Annotated in this window: 5 protein-coding genes; all 5 read left to right on the forward strand. The window is 70.1% G+C overall.

Features of this window, described 5'->3' with window-relative positions; genetic code table 11:
* The first annotated feature begins 9 nt into the window (after nucleotides 1–9).
* On the forward strand, nucleotides 10–7893 hold the full coding sequence (locus OG390_RS43955) for an aminotransferase class I/II-fold pyridoxal phosphate-dependent enzyme (protein ID WP_406175824.1): 7884 nt from the start codon (nucleotides 10–12) through the stop codon (nucleotides 7891–7893).
* A gap of 65 nt (nucleotides 7894–7958) precedes the next feature.
* Entirely contained in the window at nucleotides 7959–8831 is an 873-nt protein-coding gene (locus OG390_RS43960) for a thioesterase II family protein (RefSeq protein WP_406175826.1), read from the forward strand.
* Nucleotides 8819–9910, forward strand: a complete 1092-nt coding sequence (locus OG390_RS43965) for an SAM-dependent methyltransferase (protein WP_406175827.1) — start codon at nucleotides 8819–8821, stop codon at nucleotides 9908–9910. Before OG390_RS43960 ends, OG390_RS43965 begins: the two co-directional genes overlap by 13 nt.
* A gap of 19 nt (nucleotides 9911–9929) precedes the next feature.
* Nucleotides 9930–12650 (forward strand): PEP/pyruvate-binding domain-containing protein, encoded by a 2721-nt coding sequence (locus OG390_RS43970; RefSeq protein WP_406175829.1) that lies wholly within the window; start codon nucleotides 9930–9932, stop codon nucleotides 12648–12650.
* 73 nt (nucleotides 12651–12723) lie between these two features.
* Nucleotides 12724–13893: a Rieske 2Fe-2S domain-containing protein gene (locus tag OG390_RS43975; RefSeq protein ID WP_406175831.1), complete on the forward strand. Its 1170-nt coding sequence runs from the start codon at nucleotides 12724–12726 to the stop codon at nucleotides 13891–13893.
* The last annotated feature ends 45 nt before the right edge of the window (nucleotides 13894–13938 follow it).

Consider the following 13938-nt stretch of genomic DNA (forward strand, 5'->3'; position numbering starts at 1 on the left):
GAGACGCTCATGAAGCAAGGCCCGACTGGAACTCCCTGGCGGGGCGAGGAACCGAGGACGGTTGCCGGGCTCCTGCGACACCACTGCGAACAGCGCGCGGACGCCCTCGCGTACCGGTTCCTTTCCCTCACCAGCGCCGGCACGGACGGTGAGTCGCTCACCTACCGTGAACTTGACCTGCGCGTCAGGGCGGTGGCCGTCGTCCTGCAGCGCGAGAACCTGGCCGGCAAGCCGGTCCTGCTGCTCCACCCGCCGGGGCTCGACTACATCGCCGGGTTCCTGGGCTGTCTGTACGCGGGTGCCATCGCCGTACCGGCGTACCCCCCGGACACCCGGCGCTTCGGCCAGACCATGCCCCGTCTCGCCGCGATCGCCGGGGATGCGCGGGCCACGCATGCGCTGACGACCGGGGAGATCTCCCGCCTCGTCGCCGACCGGCACGACGAACTCGCCGCGCTCGGCCTGGGCGGCCTGCGCTGGCTGGTGACCAGCGGACTCGACACCGCCGACGCCGACCAGTGGCGCGAGCCGGGTCCTTCGGGGGAGGCTCCGGCCTTTCTCCAGTACACCTCGGGCTCGACGTCGTCCCCCAAGGGCGTCATGGTCGGCGACGACAACCTGATTCACAACCTCTGCGCGATCCACCGGCGCCTGGAGCATGACGCCGACTCGGCGATGGTCTCCTGGCTGCCGCCGTACCACGACATGGGCCTCATCGGCGGCATCCTGACTCCGCTCTACGGGGGCTTCCCCGCGCATCTGATGGCACCCATGTCCTTCGTGCGGGAGCCGCTGCTGTGGCTGGAGACACTGTCGCGCACCCGCGCCTCCACCAGCGTCGCCCCCAACTTCGGTTTCGAGCAGTGCGTCCGCAGGATCACGGACGAGCAGCGCGAGGGCCTGGACCTGAGCCACTGGCGGCTGGCGCTGAACGGGGCCGAGCCGGTGCGCGCCGACACACTGCGGCGCTTCACCGAACGCTTCGCTTCCCGCGGCTTTCGGGACAGCGCCCTCCTGCCGTGCTACGGCCTTGCCGAGGCCACTCTGATGGTGACCGGTGTGCGGGCCGAGGCGGCGCCCACGGTTGGCACGTTCGTTTCCCAGCCCCTCGGCGACGGCACGGTCCAACCCGCGGCTGAGACGAACGACCGCCGGGTGACAGAGGTCGTCGGATGCGGCCCGGCTGTCGACGGCGTGGACGTCGCGATCGTCGACCCGGCCACGCGACGACGGATCACGACAGGGGACCGGATCGGGGAGATCTGGATCGCGGGCGGCAGCGTGGCCCACGGCTACTGGCGTCGGCCCGACGCCACCCGCGAGGCGTTCCGGGCCCGCATCGAGGGGCAGGACGAGACACCCCATCTGCGCAGCGGAGACCTCGGGTTCCTGCGCGACGGCGAGCTGTACGTCGTCGGCCGCACCAAGGACGTCGTCATCGTGCAGGGCCGCAACCACTACCCGCACGACATCGAGCTCACCGCCGAGCAGACCGACGACTGCCTACGTACGGGCAGCGGTGCCGCGTTCTCGGTGGAGGTGAACGACGCCGAGGAGATGGTCGTCGCCTACGAGGTCGAGGGCCGGCGCATCGAGGACGCACCCGCGCTACTGGCCCGGCTGCGCACCGCCATTGCCGAGGCACACGACGTCACACCACACGCGGTCGTCCTGCTCAGGCGGTCGACGGTGCACAAGACGACCAGCGGCAAGATCCAACGCCAGGCGTGCAAGCAGGACTTCCTCGGTCTGGAACTCACGGCGGTCGCAGCCAGCGTCACCCGGGACACCGATGCCCCGGCATCCGGCGGGGCGGTCACAACACTGCCCGCCGACCGGCGCCGACGGGTGGTGATCCAGGCGGTCACCGAGGCGCTGACCGGAGTCGCACCGGCGGACGACGCCCCGGACATCACCGACTGGACTTTCGCCGAGCTGGACCTCGACTACCCGACGCTCCTGACCACCGTGCACGAGCTGGAGCAGCGGCTCGGCACCGCGATTCCGGTCGGCGAACTGCTCGTACGGCCGCGGGTCGACACACTGATCGCGCTCTTCCTCGGCGAGCAGCCCGGAGCAGGCCCCGCGTCCGCCGATGTCACACCGCGGACCGCGCCGCAAGGGCCCGAGGCCATCGAGGCATGGCTGGTCCAGAGGATCGCGGGTCGTCTCGGACTGCCGGCGGCGGCGATCGACACCACCAAGCCGCTGGCGTCCCTGGGGCTGGATTCGAAGCAGGCCGTGGAGATCCTGACCGAGCTCGGCTCGGTGACGGGCCGTGAGGTGACCACCGGCGCGGCCTTCGACCACCCGACGATCCGCGCCGTCGCCCAGCACTTCGGCGCCGGCCACGTGCCCGCTGCGGCACGCACCCGGAACTCCGCGGAAGCCCTGGCCGGGAACCGCTCCCCGGCCGGGGCAGGGCAACCGGCCCCGCCGGCGGCCGTGGCCGGCCGCGCGGCGGAGCCGGTGGCGATCGTCGGTCTCGGCTGCCGCTTCCCCGGGGCACCCGACGCGGACAGCTACTGGCGGCTCCTCGTGGACGGCCGCGAGGCGATCACCGAAGTGCCCCGCGGCCGCTGGGATCCGGACCGGGTGAACGCGCCCGCATACGGCGGCTTCCTCGACCGTGTCGACGAGTTCGACGCTCTCTTCTTCGGCATGTCGGCGAGGGAAGCCACCCGCACGGACCCACAGCAGCGGCTGCTCCTCGAAGTCGCCTGGCAGACCGTGGAGGACGCCGGCCTCGACCCGAGCCGGCTCGCGGGCAGCGCCACCGGAGTCTTCGTCGGCATCAGCAGCCACGACTACTCCGAGCTGCAGATGAGCCGACTGGAGGCCATCGACGTCCACGGGGCCACCGGCAACGCGCACTCCATCGCGGCCAACAGGCTGTCGTACACGCTCGATCTGCACGGGCCGAGCCTCGCCGTCGACACCGCGTGCTCGTCGTCCCTGCTGGCCGTCCACCTCGCCTGTGAAAGCCTGCGCCGCGGGGAGTGCGCCGCGGCACTCGCCGGCGGCGTGAATCTGATGGTCACGCCCGGCCTCTCCGTGGCGTTCGCCGCGGGCAACATGCTGTCAACGGACGGCCGTTGTCGAAGCTTCGACGACTCCGCAAGCGGCTATGCGCGCGGCGAGGGCGCGGGCCTGGTGCTGCTGAAGCCCCTCTCCGCAGCGCTGGCCGACGGCGACCGGATCCACGCCGTGATCAGGGGCTCGGCGACGGGACACGGAGGCCGGAGCAACGGCCTGACGGCTCCCAAGGGGGCGGCGCAACAAGCCGTCTGCGAACGGGCCCTGGACCAAGCCGGCCTGGCACCCGAAGAGATCCACTACGTCGAGGCCCACGGCACCGGGACCCCGCTCGGCGACCCCGTCGAGTGGGAAGGGCTGGCCGCCGTATACGGCCGGGACCGCGCGCAGGGTGGGCCCTGTCTCGTCGGCTCGGTCAAGACCAACATCGGTCACCTGGAAGCGGCCGCGGGCATCGCCGGCCTGATCAAGACAGCACTCGTCGTACGCCATCGCCAAGTGCCGCCGACCCTGCACCTGCGCATGGCGAACCGCCATTTGGTGCGGGACACGGCGCTTCACATACCCACGCGGCTCACGAGCCTTCCGGAAGGCACCGTGCCACGGGCCGCCGTCAGCTCCTTCGGGTTCGGCGGCGCCAACGCGCACCTGATCCTCGAAGCGGCCCCCGAGCCGACCCGGGGCGAGACGCTTCCACCGAAGCGCCCGGTGCACGCCCTGTGCCTTTCGGCGCACACGCCGACGGCACTCACCGCACTGGCCCAGGGGTGGCGCACTCATCTGGCCGCCCATCCGGACGCGGACATCGCCGATCTGTGCCACGCGGCGAACACGGGCCGCCCCCGGCTCGGTTACCGGGCGGTCGTCACCGGCGGTTCCGCCGAGGCACTGGATACCGCGCTCGACGCCTTGGTCCGCGGCGAGGCGTCGACCGCCTTGGTCCGCGACCGGCCCCGGTCCGGCCCGGCGCCGAAGGTGGCCTTCCTCTTCAGCGGCCAGGGCACGCAGTACACCGGCATGGGCAAGGGGCTCTACGACACCCACGGCGGCTTCGCCCGCACCATCGATCGCGCGGACGGCGTACTCCGTCCCTACCTCGGCGGGCCGCTGCCCGACCTGCTCTTCGCCTCCGGCGGCGGAGACCGGCTGCGCGGCACCCGCTACTGCCAGCCGGCACTGGTCGCGCTGGAGGTGGCGCTCGCCGAGATCTGGATGTCGCTCGGCGTGCGGCCGACCGCGCTGCTCGGCCACAGCATCGGGGCGTACGGCGCCGCGTGCGTGGCCGGCGTGATGTCGCTGGAGGAGGCGTTGACGCTGGCAGCGGTACGCGGCCGGCACATGGACGAACAGCCCGGCGACGGCGCGATGATCGCATGCGCCGGAACCGCGGACGTGATCCGCTCGGTGGCCGACGGGTTCGCCTCCGTCTCGGTGGCCGCTGTCAACGCTCCCGGCCACCTGGTCCTGTCCGGGGCCCGGGAGGAGATCGACGAGGTCCGCGCCCTGCTCCAGGACCGCTCCGTCGTCGTCCGGCCGCTGGCCGTCTCGCACGCCTTCCACTCTCCGCTGATGACCGGTGCTGCGCCGCCACTGAGCCAGGCGGCCCGGGCCGTGCAATTCGCGGAACCGACGATTCCGTGGATCTTCGACGCCACCGGTGAGCAGGTCACCGGACGCATCGGCGCCGACGACCTGGCGGAACACATGCTCGGCACGGTCCGCTTCGCCGACGGATTCGCGACACTGCGCCGCCTGGGCTGCGACACGTTCGTCGAGATCGGCCCGCACCCCACCCTGCTCAATCTCGCGCGTACGACGACACCCCCGGACAACAAGAACCCGATGCTGTGGCTTCCCTCGCTGCGGCGGGGCGGTCCGGTGGGCAGCGGCGACTGGGAGACCCTCCTTCAGTCGCTGGGTCGCCTCCACTGCGCCGGCGGCGAGGTGGACTGGGCGGTGCTCGACGAGGGACACCGGCGGACGCGTGTGCCCGTACCGCACACGGTCTTCGAGCGGCAGTCCTACTGGTTCACGTCGCCCACGCAGGAGGCACCCGTCGTGACGCAGAATCCCGCCCTCGACGCTGCCCCGCAGCAAGAGGCCGCCGAGCACGCGATGCCGCGTCCGGCCGCCGGGGGCGACCATGGGACCGTCGACGCGTCCGCGCACACCCCCGTGGCGGTCGCCCTCGCGTCCACCGACGAGCCGGACGTGCCCCGGGTGATCCTCGAACACGTCGCACGGGTGTGCTCATTCCCCGTCGACCAGATCTCCCTCGACGCACACCTTGGCAGGGAGCTCGGCTTCGACTCGCTCATGCGCACCGAACTGGAGCGGGCGCTCGCCAGAGAGTTCCCCGGATGCCTGGAAAGGCACCGCGAGCGCTTGTCGGACGACCCCAGCGTCCGGGAACTGGCGGACCTGCTCGGCACTGAGGCGGCCCCCGCCACCGCGAGCGGTGATCCCTCGCCCGAACCGTTTCGCGAACTTACGGCTGCGCCCGCCCGGCCCAGCCACCCTCCGCTCGCGGTCCGGCAGGAGCGGGAGTTCGAGGAGTGGGCCGAGTACGCGGAACTGCAGGGTCGGCTCCGCCAAGCCAGGGCGAGCGGCGCCAACCCCTACGGCCGCATCCACGAGGGACACAACGCCGGCCGCGCCACCGTCAGTGGCCGGACCGTCCTCAACTTCGCGTCCTTCAACTACCTCGCGCTGTCCCACCACCCCCGCGTCCGCAGGGCTGCGCAAGAGGCCATCGACCGCTACGGCACCTCCAGTTCGGCGACTCCCCTGCTGTTCGGGGAGACGCCGCTGCACCACGAACTGGACGCTGAGATCGCCTCCTTCCTCGGCACCGAGGACGCGATCGTGTTTGCCGGGGGCCATGCCACCAACGTGGCGACGATCGGCCACATCCTCGGCCCCGAGGACTTGGTCGTGCACGACGAGTGGATCCACGACAGCGCCGTACGCGGCTGCATCCTGTCCGGGGCCCGGCGCAGGCCCTTCCCGCACAACGACTGGCGGGCCCTTGACCGGATGTTGGGCTCACTGCGCGCACAGCATCGCCGGGCGCTGGTGCTCATTGAGGGCGCCTACAGCCAGGACGGTGACATCCCCGACCTGCTCCGATTCATCGACGTCAAGAAGCGTCACGGCGCGATGCTGATGATCGACGAGGCCCATTCCATCGGTGTACTGGGCCGCACGGGCCGGGGCATCGGTGAGTACTTCGGCGTCGACCGTGGCGACGTCGACCTGTGGATGGGCACGTTGAGCAAGGCCCTCGGCAGTCTCGGCGGCTACATCGCGGCCCGCGGCCCGCTCATCGAATACCTCAGGTTCACCGCCCCCCTGCACATCTTCAGCACGGGGATCTCGCCGGCGAACACGGCCGCGGCCCTGGAGGCGATCCGGGTCGTCAAGGACGATCCGCAGCGGGTGGCCAGGGTACGCCGCCTGGCCGAGCACTTCCGCGATGTGGCTCGGGCCCGCGGCCTCGATGTCGGCGTGTCCCGCGCGTCCGCCGTGATCCCGGTCATCATCGGCGACTGGGAGAAGACGATGGCGCTGTCCAACACCCTGCTCGAGCGGGGCGTGAACGTGATGCCCATCGGCTACCCGGCTGTCGCCCGCGACGAGTGCCGCCTGCGCTTCTTCATCAACGCCGACCACAGCGAAGAAGACCTGGAACATTCCCTCGACGTCTTGGGACATGCCATGGCAGACCACACGAACGCGACCCCCCTCACGGTGTCCACGGCCGCTGATGAGACCACACTCGGCGAAACCACGTCCGAAACCGTGCCGAAGGCCGCTCCACACCCCCCGGCGATCCCACTGCGCGACTCCGGAGCTGACGTCCTGGTCGCGGGTGCGAGCGGCTTCATCGGCGGACACCTGAGTCGGCGCTTGACCGAACACGGCCACCGTGTACGCGTACTGGTCCGCGACGGCAGCGACCGCTCCGCCTTCGAAGGCGTCGACGTCGAGATCGCCACCGGTGACCTCGGCGACCCCGACAGCCTGCGCCGTGCCACGGCCGGCGTCCGGCACGTGTACAACTGCACCGGTATGTCGGCCGACTGGGGTCCCTGGGAGGAGTTCCGGCGCATCAACGTCGACGGCAGCCGGCACCTCGTCGAGGCCGCGCACCACGCGGGCACCGTCGAACGTTTCCTGCACGTGAGCACCACCGATGTCTATGGCTACCCGGTCACGCCCTGCGACGAGTCCGCGGAACTGCGGGACATCGGGCTGCCGTACAACCGCAGCAAGGTGCTCGGTGAACGTGCCGTGCGGGAGGCGGCCGAGCGGGCCGGACTGCCCCTGACCGTCGTACGGCCGGTCTCGGTCTACGGGCCGCGCAGCAAGGACTTCGTGATCGAGATCGCGACCCTCTTGCTGAGCAAGCAGATGGTCTACATCCGCCGCGGCGATGTGCCGGCCGGGCTCGTCTACGTGGGGAATCTCGTCGACGGCATGATCGCCGCCTGCACTTCCGAAACCGCGGCGGGCAGGGCGTACAACCTGCGAGACGCCGATCTGACGACCTGGCGGGAGTACGTCGAGTCACTGGCGCGCGGCCTGGGCGTCAAGCCGCCCGCCTTCAGCCTGCCGACACCGCTGGCGCGCGGTGTGGCCACGGCGTCCGAGAAGCTCTACGGCGCCCTGGGGGTCAAGTCGCGTCCTGTGCTGACCCGGCACGCCGTCCATCTCTTCGACCGCGACCAGTCCTATGCCATTGACCGCGCCCGGGACGACTTCGGCTTCAAGAGCGAGGTCGGCTTCCAGGAAGGCATGGATCTCACCCTGGCCTGGCTGAACTCGCCCGAGGGCCGCAAGCACGTCCCTCGCTGAGTCCGAACACGACGACAGGCACCCACGAAAAGCGACGAACGAGGACTGCGAGGATCCACGTGCCCATGACCCAGCGGCCGCCGGGGCCCGTCACGGCCCCGCGGCCAGCCGCCGTCGGCTGGTTCCCGGGCCTCCCGCCCGCGAGCGGAGCCGAATCCGTCCCCCTGCGACTGATCTGCTTCCCGTACGCGGGTGGCACCCCCTCCGTGTACCGCGGCTGGGACGCCCGGCTGGGTACGGGCGTGCAGGTCGTTCCCGTCCTGCTGCCCGGACGCGGACTGCGGATGAGGGAGAGGCCCTACACGGATATGCGGCCACTTGCCCGCGACATCGCGGAGGCCCTCGTCGAGCGTGAACTCGCACATGACTACGCCCTGTTCGGCCACAGCATGGGCGCGCTGCTCGCCTACGAAGTCGCCTGCGAGCTGCGCGAGCGAGGACACGGCGAACCCCGGCACCTGTTCGTGTCCGGGAGCAGGGCACCCCATCTCTACGGCGACCGCGACGACCGGACGCTGTCCGACGCGGACCTGAGGCAGCTGGTCCGCGCCCTCGGCGGCCTCGGGGACGACCACAGCATCGGCAGTGCCTACCTGGACCGGCGTCTGCCCGTGCTGCGGGCCGACCTGACTGTCTGCGAGGAGTACCGCTGGACCCCTCGGCCCCCGCTGGCCTGTCCCACGACCGCGTTCTCGGCCACCCGCGACCCCATCGCACCGCGACCCGCCGTGGAGGCCTGGCGGTCGTACACCAGTGGCTCGCTCCTGCACCACCACCTGGAGGGCGACCACTTCTTCCTCAACGGCCCTTCGAGGCTGTCACTCCTGCGCGAGATACGGAGCGAACTCGCCCGGCTCACCGACGAGCCGGGCGAGCCGGCCCCGGGTGCACCCGACCGACTCCCCACTCCGAAGAGGGAACCCTCATGGATTTGCTGAGCCTGGCCAGGAACGTCAAGCACCGGGTGGAGGAACCACTCACGGACGCGCTGACAGTGGCGAAGATCGTCGCGGACCCGCGTAACCCGGTGCTGCTGACGCTGTCGACCGTGCTGGTCAACCCGCTGTACCGGGGGGCGTTCCTCGCCTCCGCCGCAGGCTCGGGCGTCCTGCGGTGCCTCGCCGTGCGCCCGTGCGACCTGGAGAGCCTCGCCGAATACCTGGACATCTCCGAAGACGACCGCCCTCAACTCCGGACCTGGCTCGAAACCGGCGTCAGGCTCGGCGAGTTGGGCAAGCGCGAGGGCTGCTACCGGCTCAAGAGCCCCACCGCGAGGCTCCTGGCCCAGCCCGGGAACGACGCCGTCGCCGCCGCCCTCGAGGAGATCCTGCGCTTCCACGTGCCCGTACTGCTCGACGCGCCCCGCATGCTCTCCGGCGGCCGGCGCTTCTCCTTGGAGGACCAGGACGGAACCGTCATCGCGCGCTCGTCCCTGGCGCTGCGCGGGATGGTCCAGGCAGCCATCGACCGGACACTGGACCGTGACGGCCCGGTCCGGCTGCTGGAGATCGGCTGCGGGACGGGCGCCTATGTGCGGTACGCCGCCGAGTCGAATCCTCGACTGACCGCCGTCGCGGTCGACCTGCAGGAGGAGGTCGCCGCGCAGGCCGCCGACAACATGGCCGCATGGGGCCTCACCGAGCGCGTGGAGACCCGCCAGGGCGACCTGCGCACGCTGGACCTGCAGCCTCAGTTCGACCTGGTCACCCTGCACAACAACATCTACTACTTCCCCGAGACGGAGCGCGTCGAGGTACTCGAACGGGCCCGGTCCTTCCTCGCCCCCGGCGGCCGGGTGCTGCTCACCTCGTCGTGTCAGGGCGGCGGCAACCTCGGTCTCGACGTACTCAACCTCTGGTTCGCGTACGCCGACTTCGGCGGCCCCCTGCCGCGGGCGGACGAACTGGTCTCACAGATGGAGAAGGCGGGCTTCGTCGACGTGCGGTCCACGCGGGTCATTCCCGGTCAACCGTTCCGCGCCTTCGCCGGCACCAACGCTCACGCCCAGAGCGCCTGACAGGCCAGGAGACCTCATCATGGAAACCCGAACCGACAGCATCCCGGCCCCCGCGCCGGCGGTGGCGCAGGCGCCGCACGCGGACCTCGTGATCGCCCTCGGCCGCACCGGTGCCACCGTCGAGACCGCCGGGGGCAAGGGCGCCCGGCTGGGCGAGATGATCGAAGCCGGCCTCCCGGTCCCGCCCGCCTTCTGTCTGAGTACCGGTCTGTTCGACCTCTTCCTGCGCGAGACCGGTCTGGCGGCGGAGATCCGTGCCGCCGAGGCCCGCGGCGCCGACAGCCGGACGATCCGTGAACTGATCGTCGCACGGGAGATCCCCGAGCCCATCGTTCGGACCGTGCTCGCCGCGTACGAAGACCTGGGCCGCCCGCGGGTCGCCGTCCGGTCCTCCGCCTGCCGGGAGGACTCCGCCGGTCAGTCGTTCGCCGGACAGCACGACACCGTCCTGGACGTGTCGGGCGACCAGGCGCTGCTGGAGGCGGTGAAGACCTGCTGGGCCTCACTCTGGTCCGACCGCGCCGCCGCCTACCGGGACAGCGGCTCCGCGGGCTCCATCGCCGTCGTCGTGCAGGAGATGGTCCATGCCGACGTCAGCGGTGTGCTGTTCACCGTCGATCCGGTCGGCGGACAGCCCAACCGGCTTGTCGTGGAAGCCTGTTGCGGCCTCGGTGAAGGCCTTGTGTCCGGGCGCGTCTCCAGCGACTTCTTCGCCGTGGACGACCGCACGCTGGAGGTGGTCGAGGAGCGCGTCCGCTACAAGGTGACCAAGTGCGCCTCCCTGACCCCCGGAACCATCGGCATGACCAAGGTCGACGCCGCCGACCGCAACACCCCGTGCCTGGCCCGCGAGCAGCTCATCGCGCTCGCTCGGCTCGCGCTCGACGTCCGCACCCACTACGGCACCGAGCAGGACATCGAGTGGGCCATGCGGGACGGCACGCTGTACCTGCTGCAGACCAGGCCGATCACCACCCGTCCCCGGGATCAAGCGGCCGAGCAGAAGCACAGCGCCTACGTCGTGCCCCAGCCGGACATGGTGCAGCAGGGCACCTTGTGGTCCCGGATGGACATCGGCGAGATCTTCGTAGGACTGATGTCCCCGTTGGGCCTGAGTTTCGCCCGGTACTACCAGGAGCACGTGCACCGCGACTGCGCCGCCGCCCTCGGTGTCCGGGACACCGGCGACGTGGCCCTGCACATGGGCTACCTCCAAGGCCACGTGTACCTGAACATCTCCTACACGGCCTATCTGTTGGGCCAGTGCCTGCCCACCCGCGACCAGCGCCACTTCACCAGCCGCTTCGTCAGCGAGGAAGCCGACCTCTCCACCTACGAGAACCCCTTCGGCGCGTTCCCCGGCGGTATCGCGGACCTCCTGTCCACCCTCCACTGGGTGCAGTCCACGGCCACCGAGATGGTGACCATGAAACACCGCGCCGAGGAAATGGTCACGACCCGGCTGTACGAGTTCGACCGCGCCCGCCGATTGGACCTCACTCGGATGAGTCGCCGCGAGCTCAACGCCGAACTCGCCCGCTACCTCGACTTCTTCCACGACGCGCACGTGGGCTACATGCCCTACTACATCAACGCGTTCGGGTTCTACGGAGTCCTGACGGAACTCTGCGGAAAGTGGCTCGGGGCCGACGGCGACAATCTGCAGAACCGCCTCAAGACCGACATGTCCAGCCTGCGGACCGTGGCATCCGCCCAGGAGATCTGGAAGGTGGCCCAGGCGGCCAAGGCCCGTCCGCGGGTCATGGGGATCATCGACGGGGCGCCGTTGGAGCAGATCGCGCCGCGACTGCGCGACGACGAGGAGGGCCGTGCCTTCTGGGACACGGAGATGGAACCGTTCCTGCGGGCCAACGGCACCCGTGGCCGGCAGGAGATGGAGCTCACTCATCCGCGCTGGATCGACGACCCCTCGTACATCTTCCAGATGATCCGCCGCTACGCCGCCGACGGATTCTCCGTCGACGACATCATGGGGCGCAGCCGGGCCCGGGCGGAGGGTGACGCCCGGTCGGCTCTGGAGAAGCTGCCGCTGCCCCAGCGCAAGACCCTTGAGACGGTCATCGCGATGTACTCCCTGTGCAGCGAGCTGCGCGAGACCACACGCATGTCGATGATCACGTCGATCTGGCTGGTCAGGAACGTGGTGTACGAGGTCGGCCGCAGGCTTGTGGCAGAGGGAGTCCTGCACTCCCTGGACGAGGTCGCCCACCTCGACTTCGAGGACGTCCGCGCCTACCTGGGCGGTACGCGCACGGGGCGCGAGGCGTTCTCCCGCACGCAGCTGGACGAGCGCCGACGTCTCCACGAGTACCACAACCGGCTGCCTGAGCCTGCGCTGACGTTCATCGGCGAGCACGACCCGACCCGGTCGGTGCAGCCTGTGGCCGGCGGGACGCGCCTGGAGGGACTGGGCTCCAGTCCAGGCCGGATCGTCGGCCGGGCCCGCATCGTGGAGGACCTGGTCTGGCAGGCCGACGAGTTCCTGCCTGGGGAGATCCTGGTCACCCGCTACACCGACGCCTCCTGGACACCACTCTTCGCCATCGCCGGCGGCGTGGTCACCGACATCGGATCGATGCTCTCCCACAGCTCGATCGTGTCCCGGGAGTTCAACGTGCCCTCGGTGGTCAACACCAAGTACGCCACACAGCGCATCAACACGGGCGACATGGTCATGGTCGACGGCGACACCGGTGTCGTCGAGGTCGTCGAAGGCTGAGCCCAAGTCGCCCATCCGCCAGTACACCGCGCCTGGTTCACCACGGTGCGGGTGACGAGAGGAAGACAGCCGGATGATCCCCAACCAGTGGTACCCGATCCTGCAGACGGGTGACATCAAGCGCGACAAGCCCACCGGGGTGCGCCGCATGGGCGAGGAACTCGTCCTGTGGCGCGACCTCGACGGCAACCTGGTGTGCCAGACGGCGCGCTGCCCCCACAAAGGCGCCAACATCGCCGACGGCCGGCTCAAGGGCAACACCGTCGAGTGCCCCTACCACGGCTTCCGCTTCGACTCCGAGGGCACCTGCAAGGTGGTGCCCGCCCTGGGCTCCGACGCGCGCATCCCGGCATCGCTCAAGCTGCGGAAGTACCCGGTGCGGGAGGAGCACGGCCTGGTCTGGATGTGGTGGGGAGACCAGCGGGAGGAATTGCCGGCGATCGAGCTGCCGACCGAGCTCGCCGGCAATCCCAGGCCCTACGAGACCATCTCGTGGACCCGGCCCATCCACTACACGCGCTACATCGAAAGCCTTCTCGAGTTCTACCACGTGACCTTCGTGCACAGGGATCACTGGACGAACAACATCGACTACACCTTCATGTACGGCACCGCGCGCAACCTCTGGACGGACGGCCGTGACCGCTACCTCGCCGCCAACAAGATCGTGAACCAGAAGGTCGAGGTCGAGGGGACCACCATCCGCTCCACCTTCGACCAGTGTGACGAGGCCGACCCGCAGAACAGCTCCCACTTCAACCTCATCTACCAGGCTCCTGGACTGACGCACGTCAAGACCGGGCTCCTGGAAATCACCACCTGGCTCACCCCCATCGACGACGAGAACACGCTGGCGATCATGCGGCTGTACGAGTACCCGAAGCTGCGAGCCATGATGCCGATCAAGCAGTTGCGGCCCTGGGTGCTACGAGCCTCGCTGCTCATGGAGCGGCTCGTCCAGGACCCGCAGGACGTGGGCATCATGCTCCGGCAGGAACCCCGCGTCAGCGAACGTGGCGTGAACAAGTTCATCGCGCTCGACGAGATGGACGCCAAGTACCTGCAGATGCGGGACCGCCTCAAGGCGGAAGCCGCGGCGCACGCGGATGCCCAAGTGGGCGAGCCCGATGGCAGCCAGGCCACGGCAGGCGGCGACGGCGCCAAGCGGACGAACGGCGCCCGCGGAAAGCGCACCGCCGAGTCGAGGAGTCGGTCAGGCAGCCTGGCCAAGGCGCAGTCCTGACGGCCCTACAGCCCACCGTTCCCGACCCCCACCCCCCCACCTGCA

The organism is Streptomyces sp. NBC_00996, from assembly GCF_045162675.1.
Classification (GTDB): domain Bacteria; phylum Actinomycetota; class Actinomycetes; order Streptomycetales; family Streptomycetaceae; genus Streptomyces.